Here is a 19,877-nt window from a genome sequence, read left to right as displayed (position 1 = left end):
GCATTCCGTAGCTTCGAGGTGTGACCGCGACACCGCGGTCGGCGGATCACTCGACACCGGCGGAGACCAGCGGAGGCACCCATGTCGGCCCCTACGCACACCCGGCCCCACCCGGCGACCACGGGCGGCGTCGGCACCCGGCTGCCCTGGTGGGCCCTGGCCCTGCCGACGCTCGCCTTCATCACGCTGCTCGTGCTGATACTCAACCCGTCCGACGCCCACGCGGCCGGCGGCGACCCGGCGATCACGCACCTCCTGGAGCGGGTCCAGCAGCTGGTCGGCGGGTGAGGAAGCCGCATGTCAACTCCCTGCGACGCATGGCCTGTTTCGTGCGAAGCTGGGTGACATGAGCGTCGCAGAACCCCGCAGGATCGTCCTCTTCCGGCATGCGAAAGCCGACTGGCCACAGGTGACCGACCACGAGCGGCCGCTCGCCGAACGGGGCCGCTTGGACGCCGCCGAGGCCGGACGGCGGTTGGTCGACACCGGCATCTCCTTCGACCTGACCCTCTGCTCCACCGCGGTCCGGACCCGCGAGACCTGGAAGCTCGCCGTCCATGAGTTCCCGCACCGGCCGAAGACCGTCTACGAGGAGCGGATCTACGAGGCCTCACCGGGCGAGCTGATCGCCCTGCTCAACGAGACCCCGGACGACGCGCGGAACGTCCTGCTGATCGGCCACAACCCCGGCGTGCAGGGCCTCGCCGACATCCTGTCCGGCGGTGCCGAGGGCGACGCCCTCGCCCGGATGCACCGCCGCGGCTTCCCGGCCGCGGCCTTCGCCGTACTGCACTTCGACGGCCCCTGGAAGTCCCTGGAGCCCGGCACCGCCCGGCTGGCCGACTACTGGGCGCCCAGCGAGTGATCCGCTCCCCGGGCGCGGTCCCGTGACGGCGAAGGGCCCGGCACCACGAAGGTGCCGGGCCCTCCTCCGTAAGGGTGGCCGTCCTGACCTGCCGCTCAGCTACTGATGCTCAGCCGTCGAGCGTGTCCGCCGCCTCGACCTCTTCCCGGGTCACGCCCAGCAGGTACAGCACGGTGTCCAGGAAGGGCACGTTCACCGCGGTGTGCGCGGCCTCGCGCACCACCGGCTTGGCATTGAAGGCCACGCCGAGGCCGGCCGCGTTCAGCATGTCGAGGTCGTTGGCGCCGTCGCCGATCGCCACCGTCTGCGACAGCGGGACGCCCGCCTCCGCGGCGAAGCGGCGCAGCAGCCGCGCCTTGCCCGCCCGGTCCACGATCTCGCCGGTGACCCGGCCGGTCAGCTTCCCGTCGACGATCTCCAGCGTGTTGGCCTGGGCGAAGTCCAGCCCCAGCCGCTCCTTCAGATCGTCGGTGACCTGGGTGAAACCGCCGGAGACGACGCCGACCTGGTAGCCGAGTCGTTTCAGCGTGCGGATCAGCGTGCGCGCGCCCGGCGTCAGCCGCACCTCGCTGCGCACCTTCTCCACCACCGACGCGTCCAGCCCCGCCAGCAGCGCCACCCGCGCGTGCAGCGACTGCTCGAAGTCCAGCTCGCCGCGCATCGCCGCCGCCGTCACCTCGGCGACCTTGTCCTCGCAGCCGGCGTGCGCCGCGAACAGCTCGATGACCTCGTCCTGGATGAGCGTGGAGTCCACGTCCATGACGACGAGCCGCTGGGCCCGCCGGTGCAGCCCCGCCGCGACGACCGCCACGTCCACGCCGAGCGCGGCGGCGTCCGTCACCAGCGCGGTGCGCAGCGGCTCGGTCTCCACACCCGACACCGCGAACTCCACGGCCGTCACCGGGTACTTCGCCAGCCGGAAGATACGGTCGATGTTGCCGCCGGCCTTGGTGATCCGCCCGGCGATGGCCGCCGTGGCCTCCGAGGTGAGCGGATGGCCCAGCACGGTGACCAGGGACCGGCCGAGGCCCCGGGGCCGGTTGTCGCCGATGCCGGAGATGATCTCCGCCTGCATCTTCATCGACTCGGCCCAGCTGTGCACGGTCGCCCTCAGGTCGCCCTCCAGGCCGTGCTGCGGCTCGGTCACGAGCGCGCACAGCACCATCCGGCCACGGGTGACGACCTGCTCGATATCGACCACGTCGACGGAGTAGGCGGCGAGGGTGTCGAAGAGACCCGCGGTGATGCCCGGCCTGTCCTTGCCGAAGATCTTGACGAGGAGGGTGGGGACGTCAGAGGTCTCAGGGATCGAGGTCTGCGAAGCGCTCATGGTGCTCCCACCGTATCCGGCACCCAGTGCCTTCCGCCCCTGAGGTCCGCCTGACGGACACGGAACAATGGACGGCACGGGGGTGGCCTTCACCTTACGCCCCGGCGAACGGGACCGCCCAGGTCAGCGCGGCCCCTTCGGACGCCGGGGCGGAGGCGGGGAGACCGGCGGGGGAGGAGGCGGCGGAGGCGGCCCGTCCGTACCGCCGGCAGCCCCTGTCCTCCGTCCGCCGGGCGGGCGCCGCGGGGCGGGCGAGCCGAACGGACGGGCCACGGTGGGCGCCCCGTACACATCGCCCGGTCCCGGCGCCCCGCCGCCACCCTCGGCCGTCTCCTCGCGCCGGTCGTCCCCCGGCCGCGCGTCCTCCGGCGTCCGCAGCCCGTCCGGGACTCGCAGATACGGGTTCGTGTCCGGGTTCGGAGGCCGGTACGGCACACCCGGCGCGTACGGCCCACTCGCGCTGCCGCTGCCGCTGCCGCTGCCGCTCACGCCCTCGGCCCCGGAGCCGTACGTCCCGCCCGGCCCGGCGTGCCCACCGGCCGCCCCGTCACCCAGTGCCAGCGGCGCGGCCCGTCGCCCGGCGGTGCCGCAGGCATGGGCCAGCAGCGCGCCCGCGCCCCCCGCGCCCGCCCCCCACACGGCACCGAGGAGCAGAGCCATGCCGAGCCGCCCGTGCAGCTCGATCCCCGCGCCGAAGGCGTCGAAGCCCAGCACGGACAGGGACGCCCCGACCGAGACGTCCGTCAGCCAGGCGAGCAGAGGCAGCGCCAGCGCCGTGGCCACCCCCAGCCGCAGCGCACACCGCCCGGCGAAACCGAGGACACCCGAGGCCGCCGCCCCCGCGCCGTGCGCCGACGGCACCGACCCCGCATCCGGTGCCCCCGGCGGGGAGGGAGCGCCTCCCGCCCCCAGCGCAGCGGAAGGACCCCTCGCGCCCGGGGCAGAAGCAGCACCTGTCACCCTCCGCACCCCCACCGGCGTCCGCACCGCCACCAATACCCCCGCCAGCAGCATCAACACCGCCGCCCCCACGCCCAGCAGCCACACCCGGCCGTCGAGTTCGGCGAGGCGGGACAGTGTCACCGGCCGGTCGGTGTGGAGGGCGAGCAAGTCGTCCAGGGGGTCGGGCAGGAGACGGGCCAGTTCGCCCGTCGCCGTGCCGTCCCACGGCACGAACAAGCCGATCGGCAGGCCCAGCCACACCCCGTTCGGCGTGCCGAGGAGCGCCGCGCCGGCGATGCGCGCGGGGTGGTCGTCGCCGATCGCGGCGTACGCCGCCGCGGCGAGCCCCGCCGCCACCGCGACGAGCACCACGGTGACCAGCGCGGACACCGCAGGCCGCACCACCCGGTGCACGGCCTCGAAGCCGCGCGGCAGGGGCGTGCGGCGCGAGGCCAGCAGCGCGACCAGCAGCACGCCGGCCGCCCAGCCGAGCCCGCCGAACAGCGTCGGTCCGGTGTCGACGGTGAACCCGACCGCCGCCCGCGCGTCGACGAGGTCGCCGAGCCGGTCAGGCAGCAGCCCGCCGATGTTCCCGAGCCCGGGCACCTCGATCCCGCCGGCCCCGCCCGCGCCGCCTCCCGGCAGGTCGTCCAGGCCGAGCGAGCCGCCGTCGAGGGTGATGACGTCGTGCCCGGCCCAGGCCAGCCCGCCGAGGACCGCCGCGAACACCACGAGCACCGCCCCCGCGCGGGCGAGGAGTTCGGCGGGTGCGATCACAACTCCGGCCGCCCGCAGGGACCGTAGGAAGAACCATGACAAAAGGAGCGCACCGACCAGACTCACGCCCAGTGGCGTGATCTCGATGGCCGTCTCGGCCTCGGCGCCGGTGAGGCCGAACGCGGACACGTCCCCGGACGGTGTCACCGAACCACCCGCCCCGAGCGCCACAACCGCCGCCGTCATCGTCCCCAACGAGCCCTGCGCATCGGCCCGCAGGAGATGCAGACCGAGCGCGGCGGTCCCGGCCATGCCGATCAACGCCCAGCTCACGGCCGCCACCGCGGTCATCACGACGTCCCCCCACGGCACGCGTGTGCCGCGCTTCGTCGTCGCCCACGCCGTCACCGAGTCCATGGCAGACCCCCCGATCCGCGGCGCGGCGTCCGCCGCGCTTGTCCCCCCTCGCGGGGATTACCACTCTCCGGTCCGGTTTCCACCCCGTCAACGGCACCGGCCGAAGCGTCCCTTCGCGGACTTCACAAGGCCCGACTTTCGGTCAGGGGGCCGCTCCTGAAATAGTTCCCCCCGATGTTCGACATCCCTAGACTCCCTGCGACGGGGGTAACTCGGGGGACAACTCAGTGGGGCATGGAGTGCCGGAACTCGTACTGGAATCAAACGGACGTACCTGGACGCTCGATCCGTCCAGGTCATACACCCTCGGACGTGATCCGCAGGGCGACGTCGTCTTCGACGACGCCAGGGTCTCCTGGCGTCACGCCACGATCAGCTTCAACGGCCGCAGTTGGGTCATCGAGGACCACGGCAGCACCAACGGCACCTTCGTGCAGGGCCAGCGGATCCACCACCTGGAGCTGGGGCCCGGCACGGCGGTCAACCTCGGCAACGCCACCGACGGCCCGCGGCTGAACCTCTCCGGTGCCGCTGCCGCCGTCGCGACACCGCAGGCGCAGCCGCAGCAGCCGTACGCCGCACAGCAGGCCGACCCGGGCTGGGCCCAGGCGCCCCAGCAGCAGGCGCCCCACCAGCAGGTCCAGCAGCAGGCGGCCCCGCATCAGGTGCCGCAGCAGCAGGTGCCTCCGCAGCAGGCCGGCTGGCAGCAGGGCGCGCCCGGCATCCCGCAGCAGAGCCCGGCCGAGGGCTACGCGCAGCAGGTTCCCGGCGTCGGCGCGGGGGCGCCGCCGGTGTACGGCGACCGCAGCCCCACCACGTTCCACCAGTTCTCCCTCGGCCGTGTGATGCGCATCGGCCGTGCCCTGGAGAACGACCTGGTCGTCTCCGACCTCCAGGTCTCCCGGCACCACGCCGAGTTCCACTCCACGCCCGACGGGCGCATGGAGATCCGCGACCTCGGCTCGCACAACGGCACGTACGTCAACGGCCAGCCGATCGCCAAGGGCGGCTCGCAGCTGCTCGGCCCGACCGACATCGTCGGCGTCGGCCACTCGACGTTCCGCATCGTCGGCGACCGCCTCGAGGAGTTCGTCGACACCGGTGAGGTCTCCTTCTCGGCCCGCCACCTGACCGTCACGGTCGACGGCGGCAAGCAGATCCTGAAGGACGTCTCCTTCGGCGTGCCCGAGAAGTCGCTCATCGCGGTCATCGGCCCGTCCGGTTCCGGCAAGTCCACCCTGCTCAAGGCGCTCACCGGCTACCGGCCCGCCAACCAGGGCGAGGTCCTCTACGACAACCGGAACCTGTACAAGCAGTTCGCCGAGCTGCGCCAGCGCATCGGTCTGGTCCCGCAGGACGACATCCTGCACAAGGAGCTGACCGTCAAGAAGGCCCTGAAGTACGCGGCCAAGCTGCGCTTCCCCGCCGACACCACGGCCGCCGAGCGCCAGTCCCGCATCGACGAGGTGCTGCGCGAGCTCAAGCTCGACATCCACAAGGACAAGAAGGTCACCTCCCTCTCCGGCGGCCAGCGCAAGCGCGTCTCCGTCGCCCTGGAGCTGCTGACCAAGCCGTCGCTGATCTTCCTGGACGAGCCCACCTCGGGCCTCGACCCGGGCATGGACCGCGACGTGATGCAGCTGCTGCGCGGCCTCGCCGACGACGGCCGCACGGTCCTCGTCGTCACCCACTCGGTGGCCGAGCTGGCGCTGTGCGACAAGCTGCTGGTGATGGCGCCGGGCGGCGCGGTCGCCTACTTCGGCCCGCCGGAGGAGGCGCTGAACTTCTTCGGCTACGACACCTGGGCCGACGTCTTCTCCGCCTTCGAGAACTACCGCGACTACGACTGGGCGGGCCGCTGGAAGGGCTCGCAGCACTACCAGATGTACGCCGCGGACATCGACGCGGTGGCCCCGCAGGCCGTACAGATGCCGGCCCTGCAGGCGATGAAGCCGCCCAAGCCGCAGGGCTGGGGCTCGCAGCTGGTGACGCTGGTCCGCCGGTACGCGTCGGTCATCGCCTCCGACAAGGGCTTCATCGCCCTGATGTTCGCCCTCCCGGCGGTCATCGGCGTGGTCAGCGCCCTGATCCCGGCCGACTACGGCCTCGGTCTCGGACCGGCCAAGGGCAAGCCGCCCTTCTCCAACCGGGACGGCAGCACGATCCTGCTCATCCTCGCCGTGGGCGCCTGCTTCGCCGGCGCGGCGAACTCGGTGCGTGAGCTGATCAAGGAACGGGTGATCTACGAACGGGAGCGGGCGACCGGTCTGTCCCGCTCGGCGTACCTGATGTCCAAGGTGATCGTGCTCGGCGTGATCACGGCGGTGCAGGGCGGGCTGCTGGGCGCGATCGGCCTGCTCTACCGCGGCGACAAGATGCCGAAGGAGGGGCTGCTGCTGACGGGCTCGCCCGTCCTGGAGCTCACCCTGCCCATCATGGCGCTCGGCTTCACCTCGATGATGTTCGGCCTGATCATCTCCTCGCTGGTGAAGACCGCCGAGAAGACCATGCCGCTGCTGGTGATGTTCGCGATCGTCCAGGTCGTCTTCACCGGCTGCCTCTTCCAGCTGCACGACAAGATCGGCGTCGAGCAGATCGCCTGGCTGATGCCGGCCCGCTGGGCGGTGTCCGCCGCGGGGACGACGGCCCAGCTGAACGTGCTGCTGCCGTGGGATCCGGCCAACCCGGACCCGCTGTGGGAGCACGAGCTGAGCCAGTGGTGCGTCGACATGGGCGTGCTGCTCGCGCTGGGCGTGGCGTGCGGCTTCGTCGTGGCCCGCTTCCTGCGCCGCCACGAGCCGGAGGTCATGCGCAAGTAACGCGCCGTAGGACGCCGAAGGGCGGCACCCCTGTCAGGTGGGTGCCGCCCTTCAGCTTTACGTAGTGAGGCCCGCGCCTGCCTCAGTACGCGCTGTTGACGTTGTCCATGGAGCCGTACCGGTCGGCCGCGTAGTTGCACGCGGCGGTGATGTTGGCGACCGGGTCGTAGATGTTCCAGGACGTGCCGGGGACGTGGTAGGCCTTGAAGGTGGGCGGGATCACCTGGAGCAGGCCCTTGGACGGGATGCCGTTGATCGCGTTGATGTCCCAGTTGTTGATCGCCATCGGGTTGCCGGACGACTCCCGCATGATGTTGCGGTGGATGCCGTTGTAGGTGCCCGGGATGCCGTGCTTCTTCATGATGGCGAGCGACTCGCGGATCCAGCCGTCGAGGTTGTTCGGGTACTTCTTGACGGCGGCCTTCTTGAGCGCGGCGCGCTTGGCGGCGCGGCTGGCGGCCTCCTTGGCCTTGCGGGCGGCCTCGGCCTTCTTCGCGGCGGCCGCGGCGGCGGCCTTCTTCGCGGCGGCCTGCTTCGCGGCGGCGGCCTTGGCGGCGGCCTGCTTGGCGGCGGCGGCCTTCGCCTGGGCCTCGGCCTCGGCCTTCTGCTGGGCCGCGATGGCCTGGGCCTTCACGCTCGCGGCGGCCAGCTGGTCGGTGAGGCTGGTCTTGACGTTCTCGATCTTCCCGCTGCCGGCGACGACCTGCTGGGTGGACGCGGCGACCTCGCTGGTGGTGGTCTCGGCGCTGCTGGGGACCGCGGAGAAGGCGATGGCGGCGGCACCCAGGGCGCTGACACCGGCGATCGCGATCTTGTGGTGCTTGGTCAGGCGACGACTGTGACCACGAAGGATGGGGTTCTTGGGCATGGCGAAAGGACCTCTTCGAATAGCGCGGAGGTCGCTCATGTCCGGCAGCGGACAACGGGTACTTCCCACACGAACGCCGCGGGGTTCGAACCCGCGGCGCTGAGCGACGGAGCAATTCTTAGCGGCCGCAAAATTCTGTGGCAAAGGTGTGACGTACGATCCCCCATAGTGGATCAGGGAATGGCAAAACGGGACAGACTGGACCGTCTGCCCCGTTCATACCGGGACCCTATGTCTCCTATTTCGGGTCGTACGTGACCTGCGCCCTATGCGCGGGCTCACATCGGGCCGGTCGCGGTCTCACCGCCAGTTGCTGGAGCAATGCTCTGTGTGAGGGCCTCCTCGGGGAGGACGAGATGCACGTCCCCGAACTCGTGCCACAAGTAGCGCCCGCGCAGCGCCTCCTCGTACGCGCGGCGCACCGCCGCCGCCCCCGCCACCGCCTCCAGCATCAGCAGATGCGAGGCCTCCGGCTCGTGCAGCCCGGTCAGCAGCCCGTCCACCACCCGCACCCCCCGCTCCGGCGTCACCACCAGATCCGTCCAGCCCGCACGCGCGCGTACGACCCCGTCCGCGCCGGCCGCCGACTCCACCGCCCGCACCGCGGTCGTCCCCACGGCGACGACCCGCCCGCCCCCGGCCCGCGCCGCGTTCACCGCCCGCGCCGACGCCTCCGGCACCGCGAACCGCTCCGGATACGGCGGCTCGTGCGCCTCCGCCGACGCCACCCCCGTGTGCAGCGTGACCGGCGCGAACTGCACCCCCCGGCGCACCAGCTCCAGCACCGTCCGCGCGGTGAAGGGCCGCCCCGCACTCGGCATCTCCGCACTCCCCGCCCCGTCCGGCGACGGCACCGCGAACACCGTCTGGTACACCGGCAGCGGCTGATCGCGCTCCGTGTAGGAGTACCGGATGGGCCGCCCGTACTCCCGCAGCAGCCCCGGCACCGCCCGCCCGGCCGCCTCCGCTGCGCCCGCGGCCCCACCGGACACCCGCGCCCACCACAGCCGCCCGCTGCCCGCGCTCACCGGCTCCTGAAGCACCAGCCGGAGCCGGCCGGGCAGGCGTACCTCCTCACCCGCGTACGTTCCCGCACGCGCGCGCGTAGTGCCCCGGCCGTCCGGCTCCCGCAGCTCCACCGCCCAGCGCCCGTCGTCCCCGCGCGTGGAGAAATGCACCACCACGCACGCGTGCCCCAGCCACCCGTCCACCGCCGCGGCCAGCGTCGGCGAGGTGTCCACCACCAGTACGTCCCCGGCCCGCAGCAGCGCCGGCAGCTCCAGGAAGGCGTGGTGCGCCACCTCGGTGCCCCGCGACACCAGCAGCCGTACGGCGTCCCGGTCCAGCCCCGGCCCGCGCTGCTCGGCCGGCACCCGCGCCGACAGCTGCTCCGGGACGCGCAGCGCGAGGGTCACCGCTCCTCCAGCAGGGCCGACGCCGTGTACCGGCCGCTCGCCGGCCGCTCGTCCAGCAGCCGCAGGAACGCGGGCGCGACCTCCTCCGGCGCCGGCGTCCTCGTCAGGTCCTCGCCGGGCTCGGCAGCGGCCAGCATCCGCGTGCGCATCCCGCCCGGATCCACCCACCACACCCGCAGCCGGGGCTCCTCCACCGCCAGCACCGCCGACAGCAGGTCCACACCCGCCTTCGTCGCCCCGTACGCCCCCCACGTCCGGTACGCCGTCACCGCCGCGTCCGAGCTCACGTTGACGACGGCACCCGCCGCCGACCGCCGCAGCTGCGGCAGCGCCTCCTGGAGCAGCCCCAGCGGAGCCACCAGATTGGCCTCCAGCGCCGCCCGGAACCCCTCCAGCGGCTGCTCGGCGAGCGGCACCAGCAGCTCGGCGCCCAGCATCCCCGCGTTGTTCACCAGCAGATCCACCCCGCCCAGCCGCCCGGCCGCGGCCACCAGCTCCGCCCGGTGCCCCGCGTCCGTCACATCCCCGGCCGTCGCCTCCACGCGCGTGCCGTGTTCCGCGAGCCCGGCCGCCACCTCCTTCAGCGCCCCCGCGTGCCGCGCGTCCAGCACCAGGTCCCAGCCCCGCGCCGCCAGCGCCCCGGCGAGCGCACGCCCCAGCCCCCGCGAAGCGCCCGTGATGATCGCCACCGCCATGAACCCCGCCTCCTCGTCCCTCGGCCACCGCTCCTGCGGCGACGACCTCACCGTAGGAACGCCGCCCCCGCCCCGGCCTCGGCCGCGAGCAGCAAAGCGGCGGGGCACTTCGGCCTAGGCCCGGCTGCTCCGGACGCCGTGCACGACCTAGGCCCCGGGACTTAGGCGGCGGCCGTCAGAGGTCGGATCCGCGGTGTCACACCCCGCCGGTACCGTGAGGACATGAGCCACGGTCCACGGTCCGGCCTCGCCGCGGTCAGTTCCGCGCTGCTGGCCATGAGCAGGCACCTAGAGGTCCGCGACGTCCTGAAGACGATCGTCGCCTCGGCCCGCGAACTCCTCGACGCGCAGTACGCCGCGCTCGGCGTCCCCGACGACCACGGCGGCTTCGCCCAGTTCGTGGTGGACGGCGTCAGCGACGAGCAGTGGCGGGCCATCGGCCCCCTGCCCCGCCAGCACGGCATCCTCGCCGCCATGCTCCAGGAGGCCAGGGTCGAGCGCCTCGCCGACGTCCGCAAGGACCCCCGCTTCGAGGGCTGGCCCTCCGCCCACCCCGACATGTCCGACTTCCTGGGCCTGCCCATCCGCGACGGCGACGAGGTCATCGGCGCCCTCTTCCTGGCCAACAAGAACTGCCCCAAGAGGGAAGGCAGTTGCGGCTTCACCGCGGAGGACGAGGAACTGCTCGGCATCCTCGCCCAGCACGCCGCGATCGCCCTCACCAACGCCCGCCTGTACGAGCGCAGCCGCGAACTCACCATCGCCGAGGAGCGCTCCCGCCTCGCCCACGAACTGCACGACGCGGTGAGCCAGAAGCTGTTCTCCCTGCGCCTGACCGCCCAGGCCGCCGCCCGCCTCGTCGACCGCGACCCCGCCCGCGCCAAGGGCGAGTTGCACCAGGTGGCCGTGCTCGCCGCCGAGGCCGCCGACGAACTGCGTGCCGCCGTCGTGGAGTTGCGCCCCGCCGCCCTCGACGAGGACGGCCTCGTCGCCACCCTGCGCACCCAGATACAGGTCCTCGACCGCGCCCACAGCGCCCGCGTCACCTTCGCGGCCCGCGGCATCCGCGCCCTGCCCGCCGCCCAGGAGGAAGCCGTACTGCGCGTCGCCCAGGAGGCCCTGCACAACGCCCTGCGCCACTCCGGCGCCGACCACGTCGACGTGACCCTGGACCGCAGCGGCACCGGCGCCGTCCTGCGCGTCACCGACGACGGCCGCGGCTTCGACCCCCGGGCGGTGCGCCGCGCCGGACGCCATCTGGGCCTGGTGTCCATGCGGGACCGGGCGAGCGGCGTCGGCGGCCGGCTCACGGTGGAATCGGCGCCCGGCAAGGGCACCGCGATCGAGATGGAGGTCCCCGGTGGCTGACGCAATCAGGGTGCTGCTCGTCGACGACCACCAGGTCGTCCGCCGGGGCCTGCGCACCTTCCTGGAGGTACAGGACGACATAGAGGTCGTCGGCGAGGCCGCCGACGGCGCCGAGGGCATCGCCCGCGCCGAGGAACTGAAGCCCGACGTCCTCCTCATGGACGTCAAGATGCCGGGCATGGACGGCGTCGAGGCCCTGCGCAAGCTGCGCGAACTCGGCAACCCCGCGCGCGTGCTGATCGTCACCAGCTTCACCGAGCAGCGCACGGTCGTCCCCGCCCTGCGCGCGGGAGCCGCCGGGTACGTCTACAAGGACGTCGACCCCGACGCGCTGGCCGGCGCCATCCGCTCCGTCCACGCCGGCCACGTCCTGCTCCAGCCGGAGGTGGCGGTCGCCCTGCTCTCCCAGGAGGAAGCCGGCTCCGGACAGGGCCGCGGGGGCTCGCTCACCGAACGGGAACGCGAGGTGCTGGGCCTGATAGCGGACGGCCGCTCCAACCGGGAGATCGCCCGTGCGCTGGTCCTCTCCGAGAAGACGGTCAAGACCCACGTCTCGAACATCCTCATGAAGCTCGACCTGGCGGACCGCACCCAGGCCGCCCTCTGGGCCGTTCGTCACGGTCTGTCCGGATGATCGGCAACTCGGAGGGTTCCCTTCCGGGCTGAGATTCATACCGTCGTGGGAATGTCCCCCGAATGGCGCATCCTGCGTCCGCCCCGGGCCGTTCTCCAGTGCGTGCTGCGGCGACTGCCGCGGCGATCGCAAGGAGGGCTTTGAAAGTGAAGAACCTGAAGAAGGCAGCGGCCGTGACGATGGTGGCCGGCGGACTGATGGCCGCCGGTGCCGGCATGGCCTCCGCCACCACCGGCTCGCACGCCGACGGCCAGGCCGTGGGCTCGCCGGGTGTCGTCTCGGGCAACGTCATCCAGGCCCCGGTGCACGTCCCGGTCAACGTGGTCGGCAACAGCGTCAACGTCATCGGTGTGCTGAACCCGGCGTTCGGCAACCTGGGCGTCAACCACTGACATCCGCCGTACCACCGACGGCGAGGGACGGCTCCCGGCTCCCAGCGGGAGCCGTCCCGCTTGTCATCTAGTCCCCTAGTCCCCGCAATGACCCGAACGGGCAGTCCGACCGGCGGCCCGCGTGCCGTCCGGGACCACCTCCGCGTTGATCAGCACACGATCCGCATGCCGGGTCGGACACGCACACGCAGGAGGAACGCTTCCCATGAACATCGCCAAGAAGGCCGCCGTGGCCCTCGCCGTCGCCGGTGCCGCCACCGGCGCGACCGCCGGTGCCGCCCACGCGAGCGCGGGTGCCGACGCCGCGGCCGTGAAGTCGCCCGGCGTCGCCTCGGGCAACGCCGTCCAGGTCCCGGTCCACATCCCGGTCAACGTCGTCGGCAACACGGCGAACCTCATCGGCGCCCTGAACCCGGCCTTCGGCAACACGGGCATCAACGGCTGACGCACCCCGTACAGGCCCCCCGAGCAACCACACCCCGGGGGGCCTCGGCACACCTACCGCCGCGGCCGCGAGCAGCCTTCCGACTTAACTGCGGGGCGACCGCACCCCCAAAGCGCCCTCTGGCGTAGCTGCGGGCAGCCACCCCGCTGGGCTGGCGCCCACCCGGCAGCGGCGGCCTGCCCGCCGTAGCAGCGGGTCGACTTAGCTGCGGGCAGTCGTGCCGCTGGGGCGGCACGGGTGGGCGCAGCGGCACCCCGCAAGCGCCGGGCGGCGCGACCCACCCCCGGCCCGCACCAACGCCGGCACCCCAGAGACCCACGTCCACCGCACCCCCTCCCCGCGCCCAAGCTCAGCGCACCCAAGCTCAGCGCACCCCCCGCTCCCGCTCCTCCACAACGGAGTTGTACGCCGCGACCCGGGCCCGCCGTGCCACCCGCTCCACCGGCCGCAACGCCTCCCCCCGCGCCACCATCTCCGCAGCGCTCACCGCACCCCCGTGCCCGTTGGACGAGGCCAGCGACACCAGCAGCCCCACCCGCCGAGCCAGCTCCAGCACCCGCACCGCCCGCGCCGGATACCCCGGCGCCAGCACCTCCGCCCCCCGCTCGGCCCGCGCCCGGTACGCCTCGATCGCCGCCTCCGCCACCGGCCCCGACCCCGCCACATCCAGCCGCGTCAGGACCTCCGTCGCCTCCCGCAGCGCCTCCGCCAGCTCCCGCTCGGCCTCACCCAGCGACGGCACGTCCGCCGGCGGAGCCTCCCGCACCGGCAGCACGTGCCACACCACCTCGACGTGCACATCACCCGCCGGCCCGGCCTCGTCCACCTCGGGCACCAACCCGAGCCCGCCGCCTCCGTGGCAGATCACCGCTTCCTCCGCCTCCAGAGCCCGCTTGTTGAACTCCGGCGGCCCGCTCAGCCCCAGCGGATGCCCCGGCACCGGCAGCGCCACCCGCAGCCCGGTCACCCCGAGCGCCCGCAGCCGCCCCAGCGCCAGCGCCAGCCCGACGGGCCCCGGCTCACCCGGCAGCCCCTCCACCCGGTGCACGGCGTCCTCGCCCACGACGGCGAGCACAGCGTCGTCCGGCGAGACAAGTCCGGCAAGAAGGGCATTTCCCCAAGCGGCAAGGCGTCCAGAACGCGGTTCGAGGTCCATACCCCCACCCTAAGGAAGCCCAAGGACGGGACCGATGGAACTGCCCGGCCGACCAGTGGCGTAGATTTCCTTGAGGGCTGCGCCCACCGGCGCGGCCGCCCGAGCCACAGGCGTACGCGACAGCCGAGACCGGCCACACTGCAAGGGGAGACAACGCGCTCATGAGCGATGTTCTGGAGCTTCAGGACGTATCCGTGGTCCGCGAGGGCCGGGCTCTGGTGGACCAGGTCTCCTGGTCGGTCAAGGAAGGCGAGCGCTGGGTCATCCTCGGCCCGAACGGCGCCGGCAAGACCACCCTCCTGAACGTCGCGTCCAGCTACATCTACCCCAGCAAGGGCACCGCCACCATCCTCGGCGAGACCCTGGGCCGGCCCGGCACCGACGTCTTCGAGCTGCGCCCCCGCATCGGCGTGGCCGGCATCGCCCTCGCCGACAAGCTCCCCAAGCGCCAGACCGTCCTGGACACCGTCCTGACCGCCGCGTACGGCATGACGGCCACCTGGCAGGAGGACTACGACGAGATCGACGAGCAGCGCGCCCGCGCCTTCCTCGACCGCCTCGGCATGAGCGACTTCCTCGACCGGAAGTTCGGCACCCTCTCCGAGGGCGAGCGCAAGCGCACCCTCATCGCCCGCGCCCTGATGACCGACCCCGAGCTGCTCCTCCTCGACGAGCCCGCCGCCGGCCTCGACCTCGGCGGCCGCGAGGACCTCGTACGCCGCCTCGGCCGCCTCGCCCGCGACCCCATCGCCCCCTCGATGATCATGGTCACGCACCACGTCGAGGAGATCCCGCCGGGCTTCACCCACGTCCTCATGATCCGCCAGGGCAAGGTCCTCACCGCCGGCCCGATCGAGCTCGAACTCAGCTCCCGCAACCTCTCCCACTGCTTCGGCCTCCCGCTCGTCGTCGAGCAGATGGGCGACCGCTGGACCGCGCAGGGCCTGCCGCTCTCCTGACCCGAGACCCGGTCGCTCTCCGATCGGCGCCCTGTCGGCGGCACGACCCACGGCCCTACCATGGCCGTGTGAACGACATCGACGCATGGGTGTGGTGGCTCGTCGGCGCGGCAGCGCTCGGAATCCCGCTCGTGGTGACCGCGATGCCGGAGTTCGGCATGCTCGCCGTGGGTGCCGTCGCCGCCGCCGTCGTCGCGGGGTTCGGCTTCGACGCCGTCGTCCAGGTGCTCTCGTTCGTCGTCGTGTCGGTCGCCCTCATCGCGGTCGTACGGCCCGTCGCGGCCCGCCACCGCAACCAGCGCCCCCAACTCGCCACCGGCGTCGACGCCCTGAAAGGCAGACAGGCGGTCGTCCTGGAACGGGTCGACGGCTCCGGCGGCCGTATCAAGCTCGCCGGAGAAGTCTGGTCCGCGCGCGCCCTCGACGCCGGCAGCGCCTACGAAGTCGGCCAGGAAGTGGATGTCGTGGACATCGAGGGGGCCACGGCGATCGTCATGTGACCTCGCACGACGCGCCCTTGACCGAACTGCACCGAACACCCCACGAGCCACACGACGGTCTGTCAGACTCGTCCAGCAAGATCTTGAACAGCCCATAAGATCTTCCGAAAGCGCCGAGGCGGAGAAGGGTACGGGGAGCCGACGATGGAACCGGTCATCATCGTCCTGATCATTCTGGTGGTGTTGGTCTTCATCGCCCTGATCAAGACCATCCAAGTCATCCCTCAGGCCAGCGCCGCGATCGTGGAGCGCTTCGGCCGCTACACGCGGACGCTCAACGCGGGCCTCAACATCGTCGTCCCGTTCATCGACACCATCCGCAACCGCATCGACCTGCGTGAACAGGTCGTGCCGTTCCCGCCGCAGCCGGTGATCACCCAGGACAACCTGGTCGTCAACATCGACACGGTCATCTACTACCAGGTCACCGACGCCCGCGCGGCCACCTACGAGGTCGCCAGCTACATCCAGGCCATCGAACAGCTGACGGTCACCACGCTGCGCAACATCATCGGCGGCATGGACCTGGAGCGCACCCTGACCTCCCGCGAGGAGATCAACGCCGCCCTGCGCGGCGTCCTCGACGAGGCCACCGGCAAGTGGGGCATCCGCGTCAACCGCGTCGAGCTGAAGGCGATCGAGCCGCCCACCTCCATCCAGGACTCGATGGAGAAGCAGATGCGCGCCGACCGTGACAAGCGCGCCGCGATCCTCCAGGCCGAGGGTGTCCGGCAGTCCGAGATCCTGCGCGCCGAGGGTGAGAAGCAGTCCCAGATCCTGCGCGCCGAAGGTGAGGCCAAGGCGGCGGCGCTCCGCGCGGAAGGCGAGGCCCAGGCCGTCCGCACGGTCTTCGAGGCCATCCACGCCGGCGACCCCGACCAGAAGCTCCTCAGCTACCAGTACCTCCAGATGCTCCCGAAGATCGCCGAGGGCGACGCCAACAAGCTCTGGATCGTCCCCAGCGAGATCGGCGACGCCCTCAAGGGCCTCTCCGGCGCGGTCGGCAACTTCGGCGCGATGGGCGGCGGCTCGGGCAACAACGGCTCGAACAGCGGCAACTCCGGCACTGAACGCCGAGAGAAGCCGAACCTCGACTGACCTCCGCCGAACACACCGGTTCCCCGCACCCACCTGAAGGGGCGCGGGGAACCGCGCGACAAGCCACAACGCACCGCAAGCCACACGACGAACAGCAAGCCTTACGGCGAGAGGTCAGGCGGCCTCCGGCGCCAACCACTCAGGCAGCTCGGCAAGATCCCCGCCCAGCGCCAGCAGCATCGCGTCCGCAGGCGTCGGCTCGAACGGCTCCCGCAGCAGCCGCATCCCGGCCTCCTCCGGCGTCCGGTCGGCCTTGCGGTGATTGTCCTCCGCGCACGCCGCCACCGTGTTGAGCCACGTGTCCTGCCCGCCCCGCGACCGCGGCACCACGTGGTCCACCGTCGTGGCCCTGCGGCCGCAGTAGCCGCACCGGTGCCGGTCCCGCACCAGCACACCCCGCCGCGACCACGGCGCTTGTCTTCGGAAGGGCACCCGTACGTACCTGCACAGCCGGATCACACGGGGTGCCGGTATGTCGAGCGCCGCTCCGCGCATTCGCAGTTCGGGGTGGGCCTGCTCGACGACGGCCTTGTCCTGGAGCACCAGAACGACGGCTCGGTTCATGGTCACCGTCGACAGCGGCTCGAAGCTCGCGTTCAGTACCAGCGTGTCCCGCATTACCAGCCCACCTCCCGTGTGCACCTGCCCACCCCCCGGCGGGCTTGGATCAACTCTGGACGGGCACGCCGTGATGGACAACGCAATAAAAAGTGCCCGCCTCCGATCACTTCCATGACCGGAGGCGGGCAAACGTTCAGTGAACGCCGGGCTGGGTTCAGCCCTGCTCGGGGTTCTCGTACTCCCCGATCAGCTGCGCCCGCGCGAGCGTGTGGAACCGCAGGTTGAAGCCGACGACGGCGGGAGAGGCGTCGGAGTCCACCCCGAGCTTCTCCTGGTCCACGGCGTACACCGTGAACACGTACCGGTGCGGCCCGTCACCGGGAGGCGGCGCGGCACCGCCGAAGTCCTGGCTGCCGTAGTCGTTGCGCGCGTGGACCGCACCCTCGGGCAGCCCCTCGAACTTGCCGCTGCCCGCACCCGCCGGCAGCTCCGTCACCGAGGCCGGGATGTCGAACAGCACCCAGTGCCAGAACCCGCTGCCCGTCGGGGCGTCCGGGTCGTAGCAGGTCACGGCGAAGCTCTTGGTCTCCGGCGGGAAGCCCTCCCACCGCAGCTGCGGCGAGGTGTTCCCCTCGGCGTGGACCTGAGCACCCTTGAGCGTCGCGCCCTCCCGCACGTCCTCGCTCGTGACCGTGAACGACGGCACGGGCGGATGGAAGTCGTGGGGCAGCGGCCGCCTCTTGAGCTCGGTCACCTCGGTACCTCCTGATCGCTTGCGTTCAGTGGAACCGAGCCTAGAACCAGTTCCGCCGGCTGCCGACCTCGGACAGCCACTGGTTGAGGTACGCCGCCCAGTCGGTCCCCTGGAAGTCGCTCAGCCCCACCTGGAAGGAGCGGTAGGTGTCGCTGCCCTCGCTGAACAGCCCGGGCTTCTTGTCCATCTCCAGCACGACGTCCATGGCGTGCTCGTCGGCGACGAAGCTCAGCTCGACCTGGTTCAGACCGCGGTACTGCGACGGCGGGAAGAACTCGATCTCCTGGTAGAACGGCAGCTTCTGCCGCGTACCGCGGATGTGCCCGCGCTCCATGTCCGCGTTCTTGAAGCGGAAGCCCAGCTGGATGAACGCGTCCAGGATCGCCTTCTGCGCCGGCAGCGGGTGCACGTTCACCGGGTCGAGGTCGCTGGAGTCCACCGCACGCGCGATCGCCAGCTCCGTCGTCACACCGATGTGCATCCCGCGCAGCGCCTGCCCGTCGATCATGGTGATCGGCGTCTCCCACGGGATGTCGATCCCGAACGGCACCGCGTGCACGGCGTTCGCCTGCAGCTCGAAGGCGCCACCGAGCCGCACCTTGGTGAACTCGATGTCCTGCTTGTACTCGGAGTCGCCGCTCTCCACTTCCACCCGGGCCTGGAGCCCCACGGACAGACCCTCGATGTCCTGGTTCACGGACCCGCCCTGGATCCGCACCTCGCCCTGGACGACCCCACCCGGCACCACGTTGACCTCGGTGAGCACCGTCTCGACCGAAGCACCGCCGGCCCCCAGACTCGCGAGCAGCTTCTTGAACGCCATGACTCTCCTCTGTACCTCTGCGCGTGCGTCCTTGATCCCTGTTAACGCGATCCGGCGGCAGCCGGTTCCGCGCCCTCACCCTGGCAAGCCGCACGCCGCCTGACCACCCCGCCGTGGGTACCGTCTGCACTACGCTCGGACGGCATGATCGCGACCCCCGACCGTACGCCCCTCCCGCGGGAGTTCTTCGACCGGCCCGTCCTCGAGGTCGCCCCCGACCTCCTCGGCCGCCTCCTCGTCCGCAGCACACCGGAAGGTCCGATCACCCTCCGCCTGACCGAGGTCGAGGCCTACGACGGCCAGAACGACCCCGGCTCCCACGCCTACCGCGGCCGCACCCCGCGCAACGACGTGATGTTCGGCCCGCCCGGACACGTGTACGTCTACTTCACCTACGGCATGTGGCACTGCATGAACCTGGTGTGCGGCCCGCCCGGCAAGGCCAGCGCCGTCCTGCTGCGCGCCGGCGAGATCATCGAGGGCGCGGAACTCGCCCGTACCCGCCGCCTCTCCGCCAGGAACGACAAGGAGCTGGCCAAGGGTCCCGCCCGCCTGGCCACGGCCCTGGACATCGACCGCGCCCTCGACGGCACGGACGCGTGCGCGAAGGGGGAGACACCACTGCGCATCCTGACCGGCACACCTGTCCCACCCGACGAGGTACGCAACGGCCCGCGCACCGGTGTCTCCGGCGAGGGAGGCGTCCATCCCTGGCGCTTCTGGCAGGCCGGCGACCCCACGGTCAGCCCCTACCGAGCCCATGTCCCCAGGCGGCGGCGCCGAAGTTGACGCACGCGGACAAGGTGCGTAATGTGGCCCGAGCCGCTGAACCGGGTACGGCGATCGCCTGCAGCCGGAGCGGCCAACCCACTACCTACGCAACACCCCTCCGCGGGGTCGGTTCAGGCGTGCCCGCACGCCCGAATTCGAAATCGCGAGGCCGATTATGAAGTCGGCCGGGGAATCCGCTAACGTAGTGAATGTCGAAAGGCCGACGGGCGAAAGCCCAAAGGCCCGAGGCAATCCCGCCGACAGGGATCAGACGCCGAAAGGATCTGATAGAGTCGGAAACGCAAGACCGAAGGGAAGCCCGGAGGAAAGCCCGAGAGGGTGAGTACA

General features: G+C 71.8%; 19 protein-coding genes and 1 pseudogene. 11 read left to right on the top strand and 9 right to left on the bottom strand.

Annotated elements, in window-relative coordinates:
* The first annotated feature begins 81 nt into the window (after positions 1-81).
* Entirely contained in the window at positions 82-288 is a 207-nt protein-coding gene (locus IE308_RS33475) for a hypothetical protein (protein WP_110627226.1), read from the top strand.
* A gap of 58 nt (positions 289-346) precedes the next feature.
* A complete protein-coding gene (locus tag IE308_RS33470) occupies positions 347-865 on the top strand; it encodes a SixA phosphatase family protein (RefSeq protein WP_190220773.1) in 519 nt (172 codons plus the stop codon).
* Positions 866-974: 109 nt separating this feature from the next.
* Here the strand turns inward: IE308_RS33470 and serB are convergent, their stop codons facing one another.
* Both serB and IE308_RS33460 read right to left on the bottom strand, forming a co-directional pair.
* Entirely contained in the window at positions 975-2,195 is a 1,221-nt protein-coding gene (gene serB / locus IE308_RS33465) for a phosphoserine phosphatase SerB (RefSeq protein ID WP_190220772.1), read from the bottom strand.
* A gap of 123 nt (positions 2,196-2,318) precedes the next feature.
* Positions 2,319-4,271: a streptophobe family protein gene (locus IE308_RS33460; RefSeq protein ID WP_190220771.1), complete on the bottom strand. Its 1,953-nt coding sequence runs from the start codon at positions 4,269-4,271 to the stop codon at positions 2,319-2,321.
* 239 nt (positions 4,272-4,510) lie between these two features.
* On the opposite strand from IE308_RS33460, the gene IE308_RS33455 reads away from it, so the two are divergent.
* The gene (locus IE308_RS33455) at positions 4,511-7,090 is read left to right on the top strand and encodes an FHA domain-containing protein (RefSeq protein WP_190220770.1); all 2,580 of its coding nucleotides are present in this window, start codon (positions 4,511-4,513) and stop codon (positions 7,088-7,090) included.
* A gap of 82 nt (positions 7,091-7,172) precedes the next feature.
* Here IE308_RS33455 and IE308_RS33450 read toward each other — a convergent pair whose 3' ends face one another.
* From IE308_RS33450 to IE308_RS33440, 3 genes and pseudogenes are all read right to left on the bottom strand, one after another.
* Positions 7,173-7,958 carry a transglycosylase SLT domain-containing protein gene (locus IE308_RS33450; protein ID WP_110627221.1) on the bottom strand — a complete coding sequence of 262 codons (786 nt, stop codon included), beginning with the start codon at positions 7,956-7,958 and terminating at the stop codon, positions 7,173-7,175.
* 300 nt (positions 7,959-8,258) lie between these two features.
* Positions 8,259-9,373: pseudogene (locus IE308_RS33445) on the bottom strand (S-adenosylmethionine:tRNA ribosyltransferase-isomerase).
* Positions 9,370-10,068, bottom strand: a complete 699-nt coding sequence (locus IE308_RS33440) for an SDR family NAD(P)-dependent oxidoreductase (RefSeq protein ID WP_190220768.1) — start codon at positions 10,066-10,068, stop codon at positions 9,370-9,372. Before IE308_RS33440 ends, IE308_RS33445 begins: the two are co-directional and overlap by 4 nt.
* Before the next feature lie 222 nt (positions 10,069-10,290).
* On the opposite strand from IE308_RS33440, the gene IE308_RS33435 reads away from it, so the two are divergent.
* From IE308_RS33435 to IE308_RS33420, 4 genes are all read left to right on the top strand, one after another.
* Positions 10,291-11,436 (top strand): GAF domain-containing sensor histidine kinase, encoded by a 1,146-nt coding sequence (locus IE308_RS33435; protein ID WP_110627218.1) that lies wholly within the window; start codon positions 10,291-10,293, stop codon positions 11,434-11,436.
* Complete coding sequence (locus tag IE308_RS33430; RefSeq protein ID WP_190220767.1) at positions 11,429-12,070, top strand: response regulator; 642 nt, start codon at positions 11,429-11,431, stop codon at positions 12,068-12,070. The genes IE308_RS33435 and IE308_RS33430 overlap by 8 nt, the downstream gene beginning before the upstream one ends.
* A 146-nt stretch (positions 12,071-12,216) precedes the next feature.
* Positions 12,217-12,462 carry a chaplin ChpE gene (gene chpE / locus IE308_RS33425; protein ID WP_110627216.1) on the top strand — a complete coding sequence of 82 codons (246 nt, stop codon included), beginning with the start codon at positions 12,217-12,219 and terminating at the stop codon, positions 12,460-12,462.
* A 205-nt stretch (positions 12,463-12,667) separates the two neighbouring features.
* Positions 12,668-12,907, top strand: coding sequence for a chaplin (locus IE308_RS33420; RefSeq protein WP_190220766.1), 240 nt, complete (start codon positions 12,668-12,670; stop codon positions 12,905-12,907).
* A gap of 364 nt (positions 12,908-13,271) precedes the next feature.
* Here the strand turns inward: IE308_RS33420 and IE308_RS33415 are convergent, their stop codons facing one another.
* On the bottom strand, positions 13,272-14,063 hold the full coding sequence (locus IE308_RS33415) for an Rv1486c family protein (protein WP_229909328.1): 792 nt from the start codon (positions 14,061-14,063) through the stop codon (positions 13,272-13,274).
* Positions 14,064-14,224: 161 nt separating this feature from the next.
* Here IE308_RS33415 and IE308_RS33410 point away from each other — a divergent pair, with 161 nt between their 5' ends.
* The 3 genes from IE308_RS33410 (at position 14,225) to IE308_RS33400 (ending at position 16,620) form a co-directional block, all read left to right on the top strand.
* A complete protein-coding gene (locus tag IE308_RS33410; protein ID WP_190220764.1) occupies positions 14,225-15,022 on the top strand; it encodes an ABC transporter ATP-binding protein in 798 nt (265 codons plus the stop codon).
* A 68-nt stretch (positions 15,023-15,090) separates the two neighbouring features.
* Entirely contained in the window at positions 15,091-15,522 is a 432-nt protein-coding gene (locus IE308_RS33405; RefSeq protein WP_190220763.1) for an NfeD family protein, read from the top strand.
* A gap of 144 nt (positions 15,523-15,666) precedes the next feature.
* On the top strand, positions 15,667-16,620 hold the full coding sequence (locus tag IE308_RS33400; protein WP_110627211.1) for an SPFH domain-containing protein: 954 nt from the start codon (positions 15,667-15,669) through the stop codon (positions 16,618-16,620).
* A gap of 114 nt (positions 16,621-16,734) precedes the next feature.
* Here IE308_RS33400 and IE308_RS33395 read toward each other — a convergent pair whose 3' ends face one another.
* The 3 genes from IE308_RS33395 to IE308_RS33385 all read right to left on the bottom strand — a co-directional run bounded on the left by IE308_RS33395 (position 16,735) and on the right by IE308_RS33385 (position 18,758).
* Positions 16,735-17,238, bottom strand: coding sequence for an HNH endonuclease (locus IE308_RS33395; protein WP_110627210.1), 504 nt, complete (start codon positions 17,236-17,238; stop codon positions 16,735-16,737).
* Positions 17,239-17,395: 157 nt separating this feature from the next.
* Positions 17,396-17,935, bottom strand: a complete 540-nt coding sequence (locus IE308_RS33390; protein ID WP_190220762.1) for a YbhB/YbcL family Raf kinase inhibitor-like protein — start codon at positions 17,933-17,935, stop codon at positions 17,396-17,398.
* A gap of 40 nt (positions 17,936-17,975) precedes the next feature.
* Positions 17,976-18,758 (bottom strand): sporulation protein, encoded by a 783-nt coding sequence (locus tag IE308_RS33385; protein ID WP_110627208.1) that lies wholly within the window; start codon positions 18,756-18,758, stop codon positions 17,976-17,978.
* Positions 18,759-18,902: 144 nt separating this feature from the next.
* Between IE308_RS33385 and IE308_RS33380 the strand changes: the two genes are divergently transcribed.
* Positions 18,903-19,547 (top strand): DNA-3-methyladenine glycosylase, encoded by a 645-nt coding sequence (locus tag IE308_RS33380; protein ID WP_190220761.1) that lies wholly within the window; start codon positions 18,903-18,905, stop codon positions 19,545-19,547.
* Positions 19,548-19,877 lie beyond the last annotated feature (330 nt).

The organism is Streptomyces griseosporeus, from assembly GCF_014656055.1.
In the GTDB taxonomy this organism is placed as follows: Bacteria; Actinomycetota; Actinomycetes; order Streptomycetales; family Streptomycetaceae; genus Streptomyces; species Streptomyces griseosporeus.
Note: the sequence above shows the minus strand (reverse complement) of the source record. Positions and strands in the feature narration are given on the sequence as shown.